The organism is Azonexus sp. MM2026_4, from assembly GCF_055901855.1.
Window position 1 is genome coordinate 1,511,649 of record NZ_CM148380.1, and the last position, 18,906, is coordinate 1,530,554.

The 18,906-nt window shown below is 65.9% G+C and carries 18 protein-coding genes; 10 read left to right on the plus strand and 8 right to left on the minus strand.

The genetic code is table 11. The features are described from left to right. Positions 1 to 83: 83 nt before the first annotated feature. From AC0KWY_RS06910 to AC0KWY_RS06920, 3 genes are read right to left on the minus strand one after another with little or no spacing between them, the layout of a single operon-like run. Positions 84 to 1,976, minus strand: a complete 1,893-nt coding sequence (locus tag AC0KWY_RS06910; RefSeq protein ID WP_474028899.1) for a propionate--CoA ligase — start codon at positions 1,974 to 1,976, stop codon at positions 84 to 86. Positions 1,977 to 2,026: 50 nt separating this feature from the next. Continuing rightward, on the minus strand, positions 2,027 to 3,142 hold the full coding sequence (locus tag AC0KWY_RS06915; RefSeq protein WP_474028900.1) for a GGDEF domain-containing response regulator: 1,116 nt from the start codon (positions 3,140 to 3,142) through the stop codon (positions 2,027 to 2,029). 1 nt (position 3,143) lies between these two features. Further along, positions 3,144 to 4,139, minus strand: coding sequence for an oxidoreductase (locus tag AC0KWY_RS06920; RefSeq protein WP_474028901.1), 996 nt, complete (start codon positions 4,137 to 4,139; stop codon positions 3,144 to 3,146). 134 nt (positions 4,140 to 4,273) lie between these two features. Here AC0KWY_RS06920 and AC0KWY_RS06925 point away from each other — a divergent pair, with 134 nt between their 5' ends. From AC0KWY_RS06925 to AC0KWY_RS06935, 3 genes are all read left to right on the plus strand, one after another. Next, positions 4,274 to 4,783, plus strand: a complete 510-nt coding sequence (locus AC0KWY_RS06925; RefSeq protein ID WP_474028902.1) for a C40 family peptidase — start codon at positions 4,274 to 4,276, stop codon at positions 4,781 to 4,783. Positions 4,784 to 4,901: 118 nt separating this feature from the next. Next, complete coding sequence (locus tag AC0KWY_RS06930) at positions 4,902 to 5,912, plus strand: Fe(3+) ABC transporter substrate-binding protein (RefSeq protein ID WP_474029707.1); 1,011 nt, start codon at positions 4,902 to 4,904, stop codon at positions 5,910 to 5,912. A gap of 75 nt (positions 5,913 to 5,987) precedes the next feature. Further along, a complete protein-coding gene (locus AC0KWY_RS06935; RefSeq protein WP_474028903.1) occupies positions 5,988 to 6,614 on the plus strand; it encodes an ankyrin repeat domain-containing protein in 627 nt (208 codons plus the stop codon). 5 nt (positions 6,615 to 6,619) lie between these two features. On the opposite strand, the gene AC0KWY_RS06940 is transcribed toward AC0KWY_RS06935, so the two are convergent. Continuing rightward, a complete protein-coding gene (locus AC0KWY_RS06940; protein ID WP_474029708.1) occupies positions 6,620 to 8,194 on the minus strand; it encodes an ABC transporter permease in 1,575 nt (524 codons plus the stop codon). Positions 8,195 to 8,299: 105 nt separating this feature from the next. On the opposite strand from AC0KWY_RS06940, the gene AC0KWY_RS06945 reads away from it, so the two are divergent. The 7 genes from AC0KWY_RS06945 (at position 8,300) to AC0KWY_RS06975 (ending at position 14,192) form a co-directional block, all read left to right on the plus strand. Next, a complete protein-coding gene (locus tag AC0KWY_RS06945; protein WP_474028904.1) occupies positions 8,300 to 9,430 on the plus strand; it encodes an ABC transporter ATP-binding protein in 1,131 nt (376 codons plus the stop codon). Positions 9,431 to 9,435: 5 nt separating this feature from the next. Continuing rightward, positions 9,436 to 10,137, plus strand: a complete 702-nt coding sequence (aat, locus tag AC0KWY_RS06950) for a leucyl/phenylalanyl-tRNA--protein transferase (protein ID WP_474028905.1) — start codon at positions 9,436 to 9,438, stop codon at positions 10,135 to 10,137. Positions 10,138 to 10,142: 5 nt separating this feature from the next. Next, positions 10,143 to 10,874, plus strand: a complete 732-nt coding sequence (locus AC0KWY_RS06955; RefSeq protein ID WP_474028906.1) for an arginyltransferase — start codon at positions 10,143 to 10,145, stop codon at positions 10,872 to 10,874. A gap of 66 nt (positions 10,875 to 10,940) precedes the next feature. Then, positions 10,941 to 12,233 carry an EAL and HDOD domain-containing protein gene (locus tag AC0KWY_RS06960; protein WP_474028907.1) on the plus strand — a complete coding sequence of 431 codons (1,293 nt, stop codon included), beginning with the start codon at positions 10,941 to 10,943 and terminating at the stop codon, positions 12,231 to 12,233. A 43-nt stretch (positions 12,234 to 12,276) separates the two neighbouring features. Next, positions 12,277 to 12,870, plus strand: coding sequence for a LemA family protein (locus AC0KWY_RS06965; RefSeq protein WP_474028908.1), 594 nt, complete (start codon positions 12,277 to 12,279; stop codon positions 12,868 to 12,870). A gap of 1 nt (position 12,871) precedes the next feature. Beyond that, positions 12,872 to 13,693, plus strand: a complete 822-nt coding sequence (locus AC0KWY_RS06970) for a TPM domain-containing protein (protein ID WP_474028909.1) — start codon at positions 12,872 to 12,874, stop codon at positions 13,691 to 13,693. 1 nt (position 13,694) lies between these two features. Next, entirely contained in the window at positions 13,695 to 14,192 is a 498-nt protein-coding gene (locus AC0KWY_RS06975) for a TPM domain-containing protein (RefSeq protein ID WP_474028910.1), read from the plus strand. A gap of 132 nt (positions 14,193 to 14,324) precedes the next feature. Here AC0KWY_RS06975 and AC0KWY_RS06980 read toward each other — a convergent pair whose 3' ends face one another. Genes AC0KWY_RS06980 through AC0KWY_RS06995 form a run of 4 tightly spaced genes read right to left on the minus strand, consistent with a single transcriptional unit; the run spans position 14,325 to position 18,863 of the window. Next, on the minus strand, positions 14,325 to 15,545 hold the full coding sequence (locus AC0KWY_RS06980) for an ABC transporter permease (RefSeq protein WP_474028911.1): 1,221 nt from the start codon (positions 15,543 to 15,545) through the stop codon (positions 14,325 to 14,327). Continuing rightward, positions 15,542 to 16,240 (minus strand): ABC transporter ATP-binding protein, encoded by a 699-nt coding sequence (locus AC0KWY_RS06985; RefSeq protein ID WP_474028912.1) that lies wholly within the window; start codon positions 16,238 to 16,240, stop codon positions 15,542 to 15,544. Before AC0KWY_RS06985 ends, AC0KWY_RS06980 begins: the two co-directional genes overlap by 4 nt. After that, complete coding sequence (locus AC0KWY_RS06990; RefSeq protein WP_474028913.1) at positions 16,240 to 17,475, minus strand: efflux RND transporter periplasmic adaptor subunit; 1,236 nt, start codon at positions 17,473 to 17,475, stop codon at positions 16,240 to 16,242. The genes AC0KWY_RS06985 and AC0KWY_RS06990 overlap by 1 nt, the downstream gene beginning before the upstream one ends. Then, complete coding sequence (locus tag AC0KWY_RS06995) at positions 17,472 to 18,863, minus strand: TolC family protein (RefSeq protein ID WP_474028914.1); 1,392 nt, start codon at positions 18,861 to 18,863, stop codon at positions 17,472 to 17,474. Before AC0KWY_RS06995 ends, AC0KWY_RS06990 begins: the two co-directional genes overlap by 4 nt. Positions 18,864 to 18,906: the final 43 nt, after the last annotated feature.

The following is an 18,906-nucleotide window of genomic DNA, read 5'->3' on the forward strand; positions in this document are numbered from 1 at the left end:
GATTCTAGCACCCGATATCAGCGGGGATTCTTACAAAAAAAACCGCCGGCAACTGCCGGCGGTTTTTTTCGGACAGCGAGCGATCAGCCGGCCAGCAGCTTCTTGATGTTTTCCAGCGTCGACGGATCCTCGATCGTCGTCAGATCGCCCGGATCGCGCCCTTCGGCCAGTGCCTGCAGCGAGCGGCGCAGCATCTTGCCGGAGCGGGTCTTGGGCAGGCCGACGACGAAATGCACGCGGGCCGGCCGGGCGATGGCGCCGAGAATGCCGTCGACGGTGCCGAAGACTTCCTTCTCCAGCGCCTTGACCAGTTCCGGCGTGGCGATCCTGGATGCGTCCTTGACCACGGCGAAGGCCATCGGCATCTGCCCCTTCAGCTTGTCCTCGACACCAACGACGGCGACTTCGGCGATGGCGGCGTGGTTCTGGATCGCTTCCTCGATTTCGCGGGTGCCCAGGCGGTGACCGGCGACGTTGATTACGTCGTCGGTGCGGCCGAGGATGGTGAAGTAACCATCGTCATCCTTGATCGCCCAGTCGTAGGACGAATAGACCAGCGGATCCTTGAACAGCGTGAAGTAGGTCAACACGAAACGGTCGTCCTGGCCCCAGACGGTGGACAGGCAGCCGGGCGGCAGCGGCGGAATCACCGCGGCGATGCCCTTCTCGTTGGCACCGCACTCGGAACCGTCCTCGCGGAAGATCTTGAGGTTGTAGCCGTAGACCGGGAAGGACGGCGAGCCGAACTTGATCGGCGTCTTCTCGATGCCATGCAGCGCGGCCAGCATCGGCCAGCCGGTTTCGGTCTGCCAGTAGTTGTCGATGACCGGCTTCTGCAGTTCGTTCTGGAACCACTCGTGGGTCGGCTGGTCGAGCGGCTCGCCGGCCATGAAGATGTGCTTCAAGGACGACAGGTCGTACTTGTGCATGTACGCCGGGTCCTGCTTCTTCAGCACGCGGGCGGCGGTCGGCGCCGAGAACATGACGTTGACCTTGTACTTCTCGACGATCTGCCACCAGATGCCCGGATCGGGGCGCAGCGGCGTGCCTTCGTACATGATCGTCGCCATGCCGGCGATCAGCGGGCCGTAGATGATGTAGGAGTGACCGACCACCCAACCGATGTCGGAGGTGGAGAAATAGGTTTCGCCCTCGCCGCCGCAGTAGATGTGCTTCATCGACGAAGCCAGCGCCACGGCGTAACCGCCGGTGTCGCGCTGCACGCCCTTCGGCTTGCCGGTGGTACCGGAGGTGTAGAGGATGTACGAAGGCTCGGACGATTCCAGCCATTCACACTCGACACGCGCGTTCATCAGCTGCTCGCGCAGCGCCGCGTAATCGACGTCGCGCCCGGCAACCTTGTTGAAGCCCTTGTCCAGGCCACGGTCGACCATCAGCACCTTGGTCGGCTTGTGCTCGGCGATCTCGATCGCTTCATCGAGCAGGTGCTTGTAGGGCACCGCCTTGCCGCCGCGCATGCCGGCGTCGGAGGAAACGATCAGGGTCGGCTTGGCGTCGTCGATGCGGGTAGCCAGCGAACCGGAAGCAAAACCGCCGAAAACCACCGAGTGGATGGCGCCGATACGGGCCGCCGCGAACATCGCGAACGCCGCCTGCGGGATCATCGGCATGTAGATCAGGACGCGGTCGCCCTTCTTGACGCCGAGGCTCAGGTAGATCGCCGCCATGCGCTCGACCTCGGCCTGCAGTTCGGCGAAGGAGTAGATCTTCTCTTCGTTGGTCTCGGTCGAGATGTAGATCAGCGCGCGATCATCCGGACGCTTCGCAGCGTGGCGGTCAATCGCGTTGTGGCACAGATTGGTCTTGCCGCCAACAAACCACTTGGCAAACGGCGGCCGCGAAAAATCGCAGACCTGGGTGAACGGTTCCTTCCAGTCGATGAGCTGGGCCTGTTCGGTCCAGAACGCGTCCGGCTTCTCGATCGAATACTGGTGAAACTCCTTGTAAGTCGTCATAAAGCTCCCTCTAGCTAGCTAATGGTTCCTGCACAAAATAAAAGAACGGATTATTGGTTTTTACTGTTCCGTTCGCCCAGATAACGCTCGAGCTCCCCGATCGGGAGCGTCAAGTCGAGTTCCTTGTCGATCAGCACGAGCAGGGGCATCAGTTGCCCCAGCAAGGCATCGAGATGCGGCACGACCGGCGCCGGCCGGTTGGCACGCAGCAATTCCAGCGCATGCGGCAGGGAAATCGGCCGCGTCGCCGGCAACACGCCACCGGCCTCGACCCGGTTGCCACCTGCCGCCATCGCCTGCTGCATGCGCTGCGTCGCAAGCTCCAGCAGGGCACCGGCGGAACTCACGACATCCACCGGCACGCTCGCCAGACCGATGCTGACCGTCAGCGCCAACGCCTCGCCGTGCACGGACAGCCGCGCCACCTCCACTGCCTGGCGGACCCGCTCGGCAAAACAGGCGCAGAAATTGGCCGCCGTTCCCGGCGAAACGACAGCAAACTGCCCCGCCGCCACATGCCCCAGACTGTCCTCCTGGCGGACCTTGCCGGCCAGCATCCGGGCGAAGCGATTGCCGACCTCCTCGGCCATTTCCGGGCCCATCTTGTCGCACAGCCGGTCATAACCATCAAAGCCCAGCACCATCATGCTGACGTCCATGCCATGCCGCGCCGAATGCGACAGCGCCTGGGCCACCTGCAACTCAAGGTAACGGCGGGTGAACAGGCCAGTCGCCGGGTTCTGGACCATCTGCTCGCGACCGCTATCCAGGCTTTCCTGGGCCTGCTGCAAGGCCAGCAGGTTGCCCAAGCGGGCCAAGACCTCGCTGGCGCCGCTGCTCTTGGGCAGGAAATCGGAAGCCCCCAGACCGCGCGCCTTGCCTCTTTCTTCTTCGGTTTCCTCACCGGTCACCAGGATGCAGGGCATTTGCTGCAGACGCCGCAAGCGCGACGAGCGCAAACGCTCAAGCAACTGGTAGCCGTTCATCTTCGGCATCTGGATGTCGGAGACCACCGCCCGGATCGACTGATCGAGGACCAGCGTCTGCCAGGCGGCCTCGCCATCGGCCTCCTCCCGCACCTCGTAATGATCGCGCATGTGCTGGGCCAGCGAGGTCCGCACCACTTTCGAATCATCGACGATGAGAATGCGCGGCAAGGCAGCCATGTCAGCCTCCGGCCAATTCGACGACGACCCGCCCCTTCGCCTTGCCGGCGATGTATTGCTCGAAAGTCTCCGGCAACTGCGAAAAACTGATCGTCCTCGCCATCTCCAGCAGGTGCGGCGGGCGCAAATCGCTTGCCAGGCGCTGCCAGACGCCATGGCGATAGGGCTCGCGGATGTAGCCCGAGTCGATGCCAAGCAGCGAAACCCCGCGCAGGATGAACGGCGCCACCGAGGTATTCAGCTTCATGCTGGCGGCCAAACCAATACTGGCGATGGTTCCGCCCTGCTCCATCGTACTGGCGATCCAGGCCAGTACGTCGCCGCCCAGATTGTCTACGGCGCCTGCCCAGCGCGCCCGGTCAAGCGGCCTGATCTTGCTCAGGTCCAGGTTCTGGCGCAGCATCACCTCGGCCGCGCCGAGGCTACGCAGGTAGTCCGCTTCGCTTTCCTTGCCGGTCAGCGCCACGACGTGATAACCGCGCTGCGCCAGCATGTCGATGGCCAGACTGCCGACACCACCAGTCGCGCCGGTAACGATCACCGGCCCCTTGGCTGGCGTCAGCCCGTTTTCTTCCATGCGGACAACGCCGAGGGCCGCGGTGAAGCCCGCCGTGCCGAGCACCATCGCCTCGTAAAGCGACATTCCGGCCGGCAGCGGCACCACCCAGTCGGCGGGTACCCGGGCCATCTCGGCGTAACCGCCATGATGCGCGACGCCGATGTCGAAGCTGGTCGCAATGACCGGATCGCCCGGTTTGAAGCGCGCGTCGTCGCTGGCGACGACAGTGCCGGAAAGATCGATACCACCGACACAGGGAAAACGCCGGATGATCTTGCCGGTTCCGGTGGCGGCCAACGCATCCTTGAAATTGACGCTCGAGTAGGCGACCCGGATCAGCACATCACCGGCATCGAGGTCGGCGACCGTCATATTGACGAAGCGATTGGCGACCTTGCCTTCGCTCTCTTCAATCAACAATGCTTTGAACGAATCCATGGCGACCTGTCTCCTCACGCTTTGGGGTTGGGATTGTATTCATAATTACGGATTATGAACATAGTTTCATTTCTACTCACCAGCAGGACCAATGGACTTTACACACCGGCAGATTTCAAATAGATTACGCGCCCATGTATCGACAAATCACATCCCTGCTGCTTGGCTCCGCACTTTTCCTGACCGGCGCCTGCCCGGTTGGCGCGGCCGAAACCACGCGTTCGCCGGAAACCCCGATGTCCTTCGTCGAACGTTACACCAACGTCACGCAGGATGTCATCCTGGAAGGCCTCAAGCTGGTTGGCGTGCGCTACAAGATGGGTGGCAACAGCGTGGAGAATGGCCTGGACTGCAGCAGTTTCGTCCAGATGGTGTTCAAGGAAAGCATCGGCACCTACCTACCGCGTACCGCGCGCGAACAAAGCCAGGTTGGCGAACAGATCGACGCCAGCCAGTTGCAGCCCGGTGATCTGGTTTTCTTCAACACCATGCGCCGTACCTTTTCGCATGTCGGTATCTACCTCGGCGACAATCACTTCATGCATGCGCCGCGTGCTGGTTCCGAAGTTCGGGTCGAGAACATGAACAACAGTTATTGGCAGAGCCGTTTCAACGGCGCCAGAAGAATCATCGAAGCACGCTGATCGCAACAACGGCCGTTTGGCCGTTTTTTTGGCCAGCAATCGGTAATATTTCTCATTAACAAATTTTGTTATAAACTAGAACAATTCTTAGACGCAAAACATCGGAGATCCCATGAAGATGAAAGCTTCGCTCATCGCCTTGTCCATTGCTGCCGCGCTGCAGCCGGCACTGGCTCAGGACAAAGTGCTCAATCTGTATTCGGCCCGGCATTACCAGACCGACGATGCGCTTTACGCGGATTTCACCAAGCAAACCGGCATCAAGATCAACCGCATCGAAGGCAAGGAAGACGAATTGCTCGAACGCATTCGCAACGAAGGTGCCAACAGTCCAGCCGACGTCCTGCTGACCGTCGACGCCTCACGCCTCGCCAAGGCTCGCGAAATGGGCCTGTTCGCACCGCTCAGTTCGCCCATTCTGGACAAGCGCATCCCGGCCCATTTGCGTACTGCGGAATGGGCGGCCTTTTCCACCCGCGCCCGCGTCATCGTCTATAACAAGACCCGCATCCCGGCGACCGATGTAGAGAATTACAGCGACCTCGCCAATCCGAAATTGAAGGGGAAATTCTGCTCGCGTTCGGGCTCGCACCCCTACAATCTGTCATTGCTCGCCTCGGTGATCGCGCATGACGGCGAGGCCAGGGCCGAAGAACTGGCACGCGGCATGGTCGCCAATTTTGCCCGTAGCCCGAAGGGCGGCGATACCGACCAGATCAAGGCGGTTGCCGCTGGCGAATGCGGCGTCGCCATTTCCAACAGCTATTACGTCGCCCGCCTGATGCGTTCGGACAAGGCGTCCGACCAGAAGATCATGGAGCAGGTCGGCGTCGTCTGGCCCAACCAGGCAACGACCGGCACCCACATCAACGTTTCCGGCGGCGGCATCCTGAAGCACGCACCGAACAAGGCGGCGGCGATCAAGTTCCTGGAATATCTGGCTTCGGATTCGGCACAACGCTATTTTGCCGACGGCAACAACGAATGGCCGGTCGTCGAATCGGTCAAGGTCGACAACCCGGCGCTGAACAAGCTCGGCAAATTCAAGGCGGACAAACTGCCGGTCAATAGCCTGGCAATGTATCAGGTCAAGGCACAAATGATTTTCGACCGGGTCGGTTTCAAGTAAGCGGGCATTCCTTCTTCCCTCTCGCCAAAGCGGCTGCCATCCCCTAGAATCTCCGGCAGCACAGGAGAATGAGTCATGGGATCCAACCACCTTGGTGCAGCAAACGCATTAATCGAGGCGATCCGTGCCAACAGTTTGCACCGGGTCGCCTCCGCGCTTGATGACAACGCCGACATCGAAACGCCTGATATCCACGGCTATCGTGGTCTACCGCTGCGTACCGCGTGCTTCATCGGCAACACCCCGATCGTTCGCGAATTGATCAGGCGTGGCGCCGATCTTGAAGCACCGACCGCAGAAGGCAATGGAGCACCGCTACGCCTGGCGATGCGTGCCGGCCACACGGAAATCGTCGCCCTGCTGTTGGCCAACAATGCCAAGATTCCAGCCGACCTGAATATCCCGCCCGCGATCTACGAACGCGCCAAGGAATTGTCTTCGGGAAAAAAACCGGTCCTGGACATGCCACTGCTCGAATTCGACTCGCCGCAAAGTAAGCCGAGCGAGCCAACGGCAACGGAAACCCGCCATGACAACATGGTCAGATTCATCACCTCGCAACCGAAGGACGCCATCGAACAAGTAGACCTGAAGGGCGTCTATGGCGTAGATACCAACGTTCTGGCGCTGGATTTCGAACGCTCCGGCGGCGCCTGGGAAAAGACCGATCCCTCACCGCCAGAGACGATCTCCGACAAGTGAGCCGCTCAACGGCGACGACTTGACGCAATCTGGCGGGACAGCAGGATCAGCGGCAGGATACCGACGGCGACGATGGCCAGCGAAGCGGTGGACGCTTCCGCCAGCCGCTCGTCGGAAGCCAGGGTATAGGCCTGCGTCGCCAGCGTGTCGAAATTGAACGGGCGCATTACCAACGTTGCCGGCAACTCCTTCATCACGTTGACGAATACGAGCAGGCCGGCGGTCAGCAGACTGCCGCGCAGCAGCGGCGCATGCACCCGGCGCAGGCTTTCTCCCTGACCGAGCCCGAGACTGCGGGCGGCATCGTCCATGCTGGACGTGATCTTGCCCAGCCCGGACTCCACGGTATGCAGCGCCACCGCCAGGAAACGTACGAGATAGGCGTAGATCAGGGCGGCGATGCCGCCGGTCAGCAGCAGGCCCGGATTGCTGCCGAACCAGCTCTCCCACTGACCGGCCAGCCATTGATCAAGGCGCGTCACCGGGATCAGCACGCCGACCGCGATCACCGCCCCCGGCACCGCATAGCCGAGACCGACCAGACGATTCAGCCCGGCCGCCAATCCGCCCTTGGCCAGACGTGCCCCGTACGCCAGCAGCAGCGCCAACAGGACGCCGATCAGTGCGGTCGTTCCTGCCAATACGAAACTGTTGCGCGAGAGGACCAGGAAACGTTCGCCAAACTGGGCATCGCCTTCGGCCAGAGCCATCTTCAACAGCAAGCCGGCGGGCAACAGGAAGCCAAGCAGCAATGGCAGCAGGCACAAACCGGAAGCCAGCAGCGCCCGGGCACCGCTCAGGCGCATGCCGGCCAGCGGACGATTGCGCCCGGTCGTATCGTGATAGCGGGCACGCCCGCGCGACACCCGCTCGACCATCAGCAGCAGCAGCACGAAACCGAGCAACATGGCCGCCAGTTGGGCCGCCGCAATGCGGTCGCCGAGCGAGAACCAGGCGCGGTAGATGCCTGTGGTGAAGGTATTGACCGCAAAATAGGCCACCGTTCCATAGTCGGCCAATGTTTCCATCAGGGCCAGCGCGATACCGGCGGCGATCGCCGGCCGGGCCAGCGGCAGTGAAACCGAAAAGAAAGCGCGCCACGGCCCCATGCCCAAGGTCCTGGCCGCCTCGAGCATGCCGCTCGCCCGCTCCAGGAAGGCGCTGCGTGCCAGCAGATAGACATAAGGATAGAGAACGCTGACGAACATCAACACCGCGCCAGGTAGCGTACGAATGTCGGGGAACCAGTAATCGCCGTGTTCCCAGCCGAAAGTCTCGCGCAGAGCGGTCTGCAGCGGACCGACGAACTGCAGGAAGTCGGTATAGACATATGCCATGACATAAGCCGGAACCGCCAACGGCAGAACCAACGCCCATTCGAAGACGCGGCGCCCGGGAAAATCGTGCATCGCCGTCAGCCAGGCGGTCGTCACGCCGACCAGGGCGACCCCGACACCAACGCCCAGGCACAGCCACAACGAATTGGTGACGTACTCGGTCAGCACCGTCGCCACCAGGTGGGCCCAGGTTTCGCTGGTGCCGCCGACGAACAGGTTGAGGCCGACGCTGCTCACCGGCATGGCGGCAAGCGCTGCGACGACGAGACCAACGATGAGGAGCGGCGACAGCCGCGGAAGAAGGAAGCTTGAGCGCGAGTTCATGAATGCGAATTATAATCGAGCACCATGGCACAGCTCGAATTAACCCACATTCTTCAGCGCTACGGCAAACACCCGGTAGTCGACGGTGTCGGTTTCCGTCTCGAAACCGGCAGCATCGCCTGTCTGCTCGGCCCCTCGGGCTGCGGCAAGACGACCCTGCTGCGCTGCATCGCCGGTTTCGAGGAAATCGTCGGCGGCGAAATCCGCATCCATGACCAGGTCGTCAGCCGCCCGGGCCAGCACGTCGCCCCGGAAAAACGCCGGATCGGCATGGTCTTCCAGGATTACGCGCTCTTCCCCCACCTCAGCATCGGGGAAAACATCGCCTTCGGTCTCGACCGGCGCCGTGACGAAGCGGCCAGCCTGCGCGTGCGCCAGATGCTGGCCACCGTCGGCCTGGCCGGCCTCGGCGACAAATACCCGCACGAACTCTCCGGCGGCCAGCAACAACGCGTCGCCCTGGCCCGGGCACTGGCGCCGCGTCCGGAACTGATCCTGCTCGACGAACCCTTCTCCAACCTCGACGTCGGCCTGCGCGAGCGTCTCTCGTTCGAAGTCCGGGAAATCCTCAAGCGCGAGGGATCGACCGCGATCATGGTCACCCACGACCAGAACGAAGCCTTCGCCATCGCCGATGAGATCGGCGTCATGTACAACGGCCGCATCCAGCAATGGGATACGCCGTACAACCTATACCACCGCCCGGCCAACCGCTTCGTCGCCGACTTCATCGGCCAGGGCGTGCTGCTGCCCGGCGTCGTCGGCAGCGGCAACAGCGTGCGCATGGAACTGGGCACGCTGCTTTCCGACACACCGGTCGAATGCCACGAAAGCTGTGCCCATTGCGAGGACGGCTGCCGGGTCGACATCCTGCTGCGCCCCGACGACGTGGTTCACGACGATGCCAGCCCAGTCCGCGCCGAGGTCCTGCACAAGGCTTTCCGCGGCGCCGAAATCCTGTACACCCTGCGCCTCGCCAGCGGCAGCGAGGTGCTGTCGCTGGTTCCCTCGCACCACAACCATGCGCTGGGCGAACAGATCGGCATCCGCCTCGACGCCGACCACGTCATCGCCTTCAAGAAACACGAAGCCTGCGGCGACGACCCCGGTTGCGAACGCCGCCTCGAACAGCAAGCCGCCGCCTCGCCGGCCTGACCCGGATGATCCCCTTTCTCGGCCCGCACGCTCACTTCCCGCCGGTCGAAGCGGCCAGCGCCGAGGCGGGGGGATTGCTGGCCGTCGGCGGCGGGCTGTCGGCAACGCGGCTGCTCGACGCCTATCGGCGCGGCATCTTTCCCTGGGGCACGGTCGAGGGCCACCCCCTGTGGTACAGCCCCGACCCGCGCATGGTGATGTTCCCCGACGAATTCCGCCTGTCGCGCTCGCTGCGCCGGCTGCTGCGCAGCGGGCCGCTGCGAGTCGCCTTCGACAGCGATTTCCGCGGCGTCATCGCCGGCTGCGCCGCCACCCCGCGCCCCGGCCAGGACGGCACCTGGATCAGCGCCGACATGATGGCCGCCTACGTCCGCCTGCATGAACTCGGCTGGGCGCATTCGGTCGAAACCTGGGAAGACGGCAAGCTGGTCGGCGGACTCTACGGCCTGGCCATCGGCCGCATGTTCTACGGCGAATCGATGTTTTCCCGCCGCGACAACGCCTCGAAATTTGCCTTTGCCCACCTGATCCGCCACCTCCGCACCCATGACTTCGGTATGATCGACTGCCAGATGTACACGCCCCATCTCGCTTCGCTGGGAGCCCGCGAAATCCCGCGCGCCGACTTCCTGTCCCGTCTCGCCGACCTGGTGAGCGGAGAGGCCGGCAGCCGCTGGACGACGGCCAACCTGGCGAACGTTGGATGACCGCCATGTCCCAGCCCGACGACGCCGACCTGCCCTTCTCGCTGCTCCAGTTCTACGCCACCTCGCGCTATCCCTGCAGCTACCTGCCGGAGCGCGAGGCGCGCTCGCAGGTGGCGACGCCCGCCCACCTGATCGACAGCCAGATCTACGCCGTGCTGATCCGCACCGGTTTCCGGCGCAGCGGCCTGTTCACCTACCGGCCGCACTGCGACTGCTGCCGCGCCTGCGTGCCGGTCCGCCTGCCGGTCGCCGAACTGCGCCCGACGCGCAGCCAGCGCCGCGCCTGGAAGCAGCACGCCGGGCTGCAGGTCCGCGAACTGCCGCTGCGTTTCGAGCCCGAGCATTTCGACCTCTACTGCCGCTACCAGGACAGCCGCCACCCGGGCGGCGGCATGGACGAGGACAGCCGCGAGCAGTACGCCCAGTTCCTGCTGCAAAGCCACGTCGACAGCCGCCTGATCGAATTCTCGGACAACGGAAGCGTTCGCATGGTCAGCGTCATCGACGTCCTCGACGACGGCCTGTCGTCGGTTTACACCTTCTTCGACCCCGACGTCCCCGGCGCCAGCTACGGCACCTTCAACATCCTCTGGCAGGCCCGGCAGACCCAGGCGCTCGGCCTGCCCTACCTGTATCTCGGCTACTGGATCGCGGAAAGCAGCAAGATGGCCTACAAGACGCGCTTCCGGCCGATCGAAGGCTACCGCGACGGCAACTGGGCGCGCCTGCCGGCGTAAGGGCAAGGCTGCCGGCATTCCCGAAAGCCGTCGTCTGGCCTATGATGCCAGGCAGATCAACCCGCCTTGCCCATCCCCTTGTTCAAGAAACTCTTCGCTCGTCTGGGCAGCCCGCCCGCCGCCAAAGCCACCGCCCCCAAGGTCGAGGCAACGCCTCCGGCAGCGGCGGCGCCGCGCCTCCTCTTCGCCTGGCAGGAACTGATCGGCGCCGACCGCCGGATCGCCGGCTACCGGCTGCTGCCGCGCGCCCTCGACGGCGATACGGCGATCAGCGCTGCCCTGCTGCATGCCGGCCTGGTGCACGAAAACGTCCGCCCGGCCGCCGCACAGCGCCCGCTGCTGATCCCCCTGAGCGCCGCCCAGTGGGCCGACGCCGACTTCAGGCCGCTGCTCGCCGCCCACAGCCACCTGCTGATCACCGACCTTGCCGCCTGTGCCGACCCGCGCGCCCTGATCGACGCCATCCACGTCGCCGGCGGCCGGGTCGCCGCCTACCTGCCCTGGCAGGTGGACGCCCAGGCCGAACTGCCGGTCGACCTGTTCCTGCTCGAATTCCACGAAGTGCCGCTGGCCGCGCTCGAACAGCGGCTGCAGGCGCTCGCCCGGCGGCGCCCCGGCGTCAGGTTGCTCGCCGACGGTATCGAATCCTGGGACGAATTCCGGCTCTGCCAGCGCCTCGGCATCACCTATTGCAGCGGCGGTTTCGCCGCCAGCCGGGATCAGGCGGCAAGCGCCGACCGGATCAGCGAAAGCCGGCTGGTGGTCATCGACATGCTCAACCAGATCCGCGCCGACGCGCCGCTGAAGGCGATCGCCGCCACCGCCATGCGCGACCCCGCAGTGGTCGTCAAGCTGCTGGAAATGGCCAACTCGCCGCTCTACGGCCTGCCGCGCCAGGTGGCCGGAATCGAGGAGGCGATCACCCTGCTCGGCCGCGACGCGCTGTACCGCTGGCTGTCGCTGGCGATGTTCCGGATGGACGGCGACAACGGCCGCGACGGCACCCTGCTCATGCTGGCCATGGGCCGCGCTGCGCTGCTTGCCGGCCTCGCCCGCGACAGCGGACAGGCCGCCGACGAAGCCTTCCTGGTCGGCCTGCTGTCGCTGATCGACTGCCTGCTCGAACGGCCGCTGAGCGAAATCCTCGCCCGCATCCAGTTGCCGGAAGCGGTCGCCGCCGCGCTGCTGCGCAACGAAGGGCCACACGCGCCGCCGCTGCAACTGGCGATCATGCTCGAACGCTGCCGGCTCGACCAGGCGGTGATCCTCGCCGGCGCCCTACAGATCCGGCCGGCCCGCCTAGTCGCCTGTTACCGCGAGGCGCTGAGCTGGGCCACCGCCCAGGTCGGCGACGCGTGAACGCCGCCTCAATCCACCACTGAATCCCCCAGGAGTCCCCACCATGCGCCTGCGCATCCTTGCCCTGCTCGCCGTCATCACCGCCCTGCTCTCCGGCTGTGGCTACAACCAGATCCAGATCAACGACGAAGGCGTCAATGCCGCCTGGTCGGAAGTCCTCAACCAGTACAAGCGGCGTGCCGACCTGGTGCCCAACCTGGTCGCCACCGTCCAGGGCTACGCCGCCCACGAGAAGGAAGTGCTGATCCGCGTCACCGAGGCCCGCGCCGCCGTCGGCGGGATCAAGGCGACGCCGGAACTGATCAACGACGAAGCCGCCTTCGCCAAGTTCCAGCAGGTACAGGCCGAGATGAGCAGCGCCCTGGCCCGCCTGCTGGTGGTCGCCGAAAACTATCCGCAACTGAAGGCCGACGCCAATTTCCGCGACCTGCAGGCGCAGCTCGAAGGTACCGAGAACCGCGTCACCGTCGCCCGCAACCGCTACATCGACGCGGTACGCATCTACAACATCTCGGTGCGCACCTTCCCGAACAACCTGACGGCGATGGTCATGGGCTGGAAGCCGAAGGCCAACTTCAGCGTCGACAACGAAAAAGCGATTGCCGACGCGCCAGCCGTCAAGTTCGACAACAAGTAAATTGTCGCTGCGCCGCTGGCTCCTCATCTGCCTGTTCGCGCTGCTGCCGCTCACCGGCTGGAGCGCCGGGCCGCTCGCGCTGCCGGCGCTGAACGGACGCGTCGTCGACACGACGGCGACCTTGAGCGCCGTCGAGCGCAGCGCGCTGAACGAACGCCTGGCCCGCCTGGAAACCGAAAAGGGTGCCCAGGTCGTCGTCCTGATCGTGCCGACGACGCAACCGGAAAGCATCGAACAATACGGCATCCGCCTCGCCGAAGCCTGGAAGATCGGCCGCCGCGGCGTTAACGACGGCGTCATCGTCATCGTCGCCCGCGACGACCGGGCGATGCGCATCGAGGTCGGTTACGGGCTGGAAGGAGCAATTCCCGACGCCATCGCCCGCCGCATCATCGACGAACAGATGGCGCCGCGTTTCCGCCAGGGCGACTTCGCCGGCGGCCTCAACGCCGCGGTCGATGCGCTGGGCCGCCTGATCAGCGGCGAAACCCTGCCGCCACCGGTGACCAAGCATGACAAAGGTGACAGCAGCTTCGACAGCAACACCCTGCTCTTCGTCGCCATCTTTGTGGCCAGCATCGCCCGTGCCATCTTCGGCCTGCTCGGTTCGCTGGCGGTTTCGCTCCTCGCCGGCTGGCTGGCCTGGCTGACTTTTGGTTCGCTCGGCGCCGGCCTGATCGCCATCGTCGTCACCTTCCTTGCCTCTTTCCTGCGCGTCGGGCGCGGTGGCAACTGGCGCGGCGGCGGTGGCTTTTCCGGCGGTGGCGGATTCTCGGGCGGCGGCGGCAGTTTCGGTGGCGGCGGCGCCTCGGGGAGGTGGTGAAATGCGACTCTGGCATGCCCTGCGTCATCTGAGCGCACCGTCCTGGCTACTGCGCCGCGCCCTCGGACCGGCCGAACTCGACGCGCTGACGGCGAGCATCGCCGCTTCCGAACGGCGGCATCGCGGCGAAATCTGTGTCGCCGTCGACAGCACGCTGCCCTGGTCGGCGCTACGCCGCGACCTCGACAGCCGGCAGCGCGCCGAAGAACTGTTCCGGCAGTACGGCGTCGATCAGACGCGCGAGGCGACCGGCATCCTGATTTACGTGCAACTGCTCGACCGCCAACTGGAAATCCTCGCCGACCGCGGCATCGCCGCCTGCGTCGCGCAGGCAGAATGGGACGCCATCTGCCGCGCCGTGGAAATCGAGTTCGCCGCCGGCCGCTACGCCAACGGCCTGCACCTCGCCGTCGACCGGACGACGGCGCTGCTCGCGCAGCACTTCCCGGCCGGCGACGACAACCCGGACGAGCTCGCCAACCGGCCGCGCGTGCGCTGAGTCACCCTTGAAACCTCGGTTGAACGCGGGCGCGTAGCGCCATCACCTAACGGTGAGTCGAATCGTAGGTACCGGGTCAGCATTCGTGCGACGGCACAAAGAGAGGTAAGCGGTCAACTGAGGGTTCTAGGTTTACTGGTAGCGCAAGGCTTCGATCGGATCGAGGCGCGCCGCCTTCTGCGCCGGGTACCAGCCGAAGAAGATGCCGACCCCGGCCGCCACCGCGAAGGCGAGCAGGGCGGCGCTGCCGGAAATGACGACGACCATGCCGGTGAAGGCGTTGATCGCCAGCGCGATGCCGATGCCGAGCAGCAGGCCGAGCAGGCAGCCGGCGAAGGAAATCATCACCGATTCGAGCAGGAACTGGCTGAGGATGTCCTTGCGCCGGGCACCGATCGCCATCCGGATGCCGATCTCGCGCGTCCGCTCGGTCACTGAGACAAGCATGATGTTCATGATGCCGATGCCGCCGACGATCAGCGAAATCGAGGCGATCGCCCCGAGCAGGACCGACATCGTCCGCGTCGTCGCCGCTTCCGATTCGGCCGCCGCCGACAGGTTGCGCATGTAGAAATCGTCGGGCATGTCGTCGCGCAGGCGGTGGCGCTGGCGCAGCAGCGCGGTCGTCGCGTCCATCACGCGCTCCATGCTGTCGGCCGAATCCGCCTGCACCATGATCATCCGCACCGAACCCAGGAAGGGCGTGCCGAAGACCTTGCGCTGGGCGGTGCTGAGCGGAATGATCACGCTGTCGTCCTGGTCGCGGCCGTCGAGGTTCTGGCCCTTGGCGCCGAGCACGCCGACGACGACGAAGGGACTCTGCTGGATGCGCAGCGTCTTGCCGACCGGGTCCTCGTCGCCGAACAGGTTCTCGGCGACGGTCTTGCCGATCAGCGCCACCCGCGTCGCCGAGCGCACGTCGGAATCGCCGAAGGCGCCGCCATTGACGACGCTCCAGGCGCGCGCATCGAGGTAGGCCGGCGTGGTGCCGATCACCTGGCTGCTCCAGTTCTGCGCGCCATAGACCAGTTGCCGCGTTCCCTGGTGGGTCGGCGCGACGTTGACGACGCCGTCGAGTTCGGCGATCGCCTCGGCGTCGGCGACGCTCAGCGTCGGCCCGCCGCCGCTGCCGCTGCGCACGCCGGACGTGGTGAAGGAGCCGGAAAGGACGATGAACAGGTTGGCGCCCATCGTGCTGATCGTCTGCTGCACCGCGTACTGCGCGCCCTGGCCGATGGCCAGCATGATCACCACGGCACCGACGCCGATCACCATGCCGAGCATGGTCAGCGCCGTGCGCAGGCGGTTGGCGCCCATCGCCAGCCAGGCTTCGCCGAGCATCGGATGGATCATGGACCAACTCCGGTGAGGTGATCGCTGACGATGCGGCCGTCGAGGAAGCGCACCTGGCGCTTGGCGTGCGCCGCGATGTCGGGTTCGTGGGTGACCAGGACGATGGTGATGCCGTCGCCGTTGAGTTCGCCGAACAGGCGCATGATTTCCTCGCTGGTGTGGCTGTCGAGGTTGCCGGTCGGCTCGTCGGCGAGGATCAGGCGCGGCGCGTTGACCAGCGCGCGGGCGATCGCCACCCGCTGCTGCTGACCGCCGGAAATCCGGTTGGGCAGCGACTCGGCGTACTGGCCGAGGCCGACCCGTTCGAGCAGGGTACGCGCCCGCGCCCGCCGGGTCGCCTTGTCGACGCCGGCATAGACCAGCGGCAGCGCGACGTTGTCCTGCAGGCTCATGCGCGGCAGCAGGTTGAAGCCCTGGAAGACGAAACCGAGCGTCCGGTTGCGCAGGACGGCGAGCGCGTCCTTGTCCAGCGTCGCGACGTTCTCGCCGGCCAGGAAATACTCGCCGACGCTCGGCGTGTCGAGGCAACCGAGCAGGTTCATGAAGGTCGACTTGCCTGAACCGGACGGTCCCATGATCGCGATGTACTCGCCCGCCGCAATCGCCAGGTCGACGCCGCGCAGCGCCGGAAACTCGCCGGCCGCGGTCGGGTAGGACTTGCCCAGACCGAGCACGCGGATGACGTCGCCGGCCATCAGAACATCCGCATGCCGACCGACGACGGCGACTTGCCGCCGCCGCCCCCGTTCTCGCCGACGACGACCTGTGCCCCGGCGGCCAGCTCGCCGCCCAGCACCTCGGTGTTGCGGCTGTCGGTGATGCCGAGCTGCAGCGCCACCGGCTGCAGCTTGCCGTCGGCCAGCACGTAAACCGTGGCCTGCTGGCCGTCGCGCTTGCGTCCCTTGGCGTTGCCGGACTTGGCACCGCCGCCGTCGGCCCCGGCGCCCATGCCCGGCGCCATGCCGGACGGTGGCCGGCCGCCTTGCGCCTTGGCGGGAGCGGCATCCGCCGGCTTGAAGCGCAGCGCGGCGTTGGGCACCAGCAGGGCCTTTTCCCGGCGCTGGACGCCGATCGTCACGTAGGCGGTCATCCCCGGCAGCAGGATCAGTTCGGGGTTGGCGACCGAAATACGCACGTTGTAGGTGACGACGTTCTGCTGCGTCGTCGGGTTGAGGCGGATCTGCTGGACGACGCCCTCGAACTTGCGGTCGGGGAAGGCATCGACCGTGAAGCGCGCCTTCTGCCCCTCGCGGATGGCGCCGATGTCGGCTTCGGCGAAGCTGGTGTCGATGCGCATCTCCGACAGGTCCTTGGCGATCTTGATCAGCGTCGGCGTCTGGAAGCTGGCCGCCACCGTCTGGCCGAGGTCGACGACGCGGTCGATGACGACGCCGTCGACCGGCGAGCGGATCGTCGTGAACCCCAGGTTGGCCCGGTCGCGGGCGTTCTGCGCCTGGCTCAGCGCCAGTTGCGCGCGCGCCGCCTTGAGCGCCTGCGCCGCCTGGTCGTATTCCTGCTTCGAGACGTATTCTTCGGCGAGCAGCGCCTTCATCCGCGCCTCGTTGGCCGTCGCCAGCTCCAGCGTCGCCCGCGCGCTGCTGACGCTGGCCGCGCTCTGCCGCTCGCTCGCCGAGACCAGCGCGTCGTCGAGTTCGAGCAGCGGTTGGCCGGCGGTGACCTTGTCGTTGAAATCGACGTAGAGCTTCTTCACCGTTCCCGAGACCTGGGTACCGACGCTGATCAGCACCACCGGGTTCAGCGTGCCGTTGGCCGACACCGTCTGGGTGACGTCGCCGCGACCGATCTCCGCCGTCCGGTAACGCTGCTCCGGCGTCTGGCCGGCGCCGCCGGCGAAATACCAGTAAGCGCCGCCGCCAAGCGCGGCGATCAGCAGCGCGCCGAACAACAGCCGGCCTGTCTTCCTGTTCATCGTCTTTCCTCCGCCGCCCGCAGCAGCGTGTCGTCGAGCGCCCCCATGGCCTGGGCCAGGGTGGCGCGGTAAATGTTCCAGTCGAGTTCGGCGCGGATGCGCTGGACCCGGGCGTCGGCCAGCGCGCTCTGGGCGTTGAGCAGGTCGAGCAGGTTGCCGACGCCGGCGCGGTAGCGGCCGCGCGCGACGCGGTCGGCCTGTTCGGCGCTGGCCAGCAGGTCGCGCGTCGTCTGCAATGTCTCGGTCGCCGTCGCCAGGTTCTGGTAAGCCTGCCAGACGTCGAGCGAAACCTGGTTGCGCAGGCGGTCGCGCTGGGCGACGCGTGCTTCCTGCTGCGCCTCGGCGGCGCGCACGCGGTAGGTGGTGTCGAAACCGGAGAACAGCGGCACGTTCAAGGTCAAGCCGATGCTGCCGCCGTGCGTCGTCGTCCCCGCCAACCGCTGCCAGTCCGGCCCGGCCGACAGGCCGAGCGTCGGCCGGCCCTGGGCGCGGGCGGCGTCGACCGCGGCGGCGGCGGCGCGCACCTGCGCTTCGGCCGCCTTGAGGTCGGGACGACGGTCGACGGCACTGCCGATCAGCGCCTCGACCTCGTCGCGGAAGGCGGCGGTTTCGCCGATTTCGGCCGGCGGCGCCAGTTGCAGCGGCGTCTGCGCCGGGAAGCCCAGCGCGTTGGCCAGCCCGCCCAGCGCGTTGCGCGCTTCGCCGGCCGCCCGCTGCCGGGCCAGCCGCGCCTGCGACAGCGCGGTCTGCGCCTGCAGGCGGTCGGCCGGCGTGGCGACGCCGACCTTGTAGCGCAGTTCGGCGGCCTCCAGGCTGGCGCGGGCGGCGGTTTCGCTGTCCAGCGTCGCCTGCACCGCCGCCTGTGCCGCCTGGGCGCCGTAATAGCCTTGCAGGGCGGCGAGGAACAGCGCCTGCACGCTGGCATCGCGGGTCGCCAGCGCGACTTCCAGCAACTGGCTGGCGTTTTCCTCGGCAGCGCTGCGCCGGCCGGCGTCGAACAGCAGCCAGGAGAAATCGAGCGCCGCGCTGCTCGAGTTGTACCGGCTGCCCTCGTTGAAATTACGCGCCGTGGCAGCGCGGGCGTCGAGCGTCGGCAGCCAGGCCGCCCGGGCGACTCCGACCTGCGCCGCCTGCGCCCGCGCGTTGGCCCACAGTTCGCGGGTCTGCGGGTGGCGACAGAGGGCGAGATCGACGGCGGCCTGCGCCGTCAGCGGCGTTTCCGGCAGTGTGTCGGCGCAAGGCGCGGCGCCAACGCGAGCGGCCAGCGCCGATGCCTGACGCAGGGGCAGCAGTGCCTCGGTGGCCAGCGGATCGGCCAGGTCGACCGCTGCCGCCGCCTGGGCGGTCAAAACGAGTAAAACCGGGAAAATTCTGGTCAGGGCACGCATGGCCGACAGTTTAGCCGGGGCGGGCAGCGCCCCGCTGTTACAA

Coding starts and splice junctions, on each gene's coding strand:
- AC0KWY_RS06910 (WP_474028899.1), bottom strand. CDS start 1,976: ATGACGACTTACAAGGAGTTTCACCAGTATTCGATCGAGAAGCCGGAC.
- AC0KWY_RS06915 (WP_474028900.1), bottom strand. CDS start 3,142: ATGGCTGCCTTGCCGCGCATTCTCATCGTCGATGATTCGAAAGTGGTG.
- AC0KWY_RS06920 (WP_474028901.1), bottom strand. CDS start 4,139: ATGGATTCGTTCAAAGCATTGTTGATTGAAGAGAGCGAAGGCAAGGTC.
- AC0KWY_RS06925 (WP_474028902.1), top strand. CDS start 4,274: ATGTATCGACAAATCACATCCCTGCTGCTTGGCTCCGCACTTTTCCTG.
- AC0KWY_RS06930 (WP_474029707.1), top strand. CDS start 4,902: ATGAAAGCTTCGCTCATCGCCTTGTCCATTGCTGCCGCGCTGCAGCCG.
- AC0KWY_RS06935 (WP_474028903.1), top strand. CDS start 5,988: ATGGGATCCAACCACCTTGGTGCAGCAAACGCATTAATCGAGGCGATC.
- AC0KWY_RS06940 (WP_474029708.1), bottom strand. CDS start 8,194: ATGCCGGTGAGCAGCGTCGGCCTCAACCTGTTCGTCGGCGGCACCAGC.
- AC0KWY_RS06945 (WP_474028904.1), top strand. CDS start 8,300: ATGGCACAGCTCGAATTAACCCACATTCTTCAGCGCTACGGCAAACAC.
- aat (WP_474028905.1), top strand. CDS start 9,436: ATGATCCCCTTTCTCGGCCCGCACGCTCACTTCCCGCCGGTCGAAGCG.
- AC0KWY_RS06955 (WP_474028906.1), top strand. CDS start 10,143: ATGTCCCAGCCCGACGACGCCGACCTGCCCTTCTCGCTGCTCCAGTTC.
- AC0KWY_RS06965 (WP_474028908.1), top strand. CDS start 12,277: ATGCGCCTGCGCATCCTTGCCCTGCTCGCCGTCATCACCGCCCTGCTC.
- AC0KWY_RS06975 (WP_474028910.1), top strand. CDS start 13,695: ATGCGACTCTGGCATGCCCTGCGTCATCTGAGCGCACCGTCCTGGCTA.
- AC0KWY_RS06980 (WP_474028911.1), bottom strand. CDS start 15,545: ATGATCCATCCGATGCTCGGCGAAGCCTGGCTGGCGATGGGCGCCAAC.
- AC0KWY_RS06985 (WP_474028912.1), bottom strand. CDS start 16,240: ATGGCCGGCGACGTCATCCGCGTGCTCGGTCTGGGCAAGTCCTACCCG.
- AC0KWY_RS06990 (WP_474028913.1), bottom strand. CDS start 17,475: ATGAACAGGAAGACAGGCCGGCTGTTGTTCGGCGCGCTGCTGATCGCC.
- AC0KWY_RS06995 (WP_474028914.1), bottom strand. CDS start 18,863: ATGCGTGCCCTGACCAGAATTTTCCCGGTTTTACTCGTTTTGACCGCC.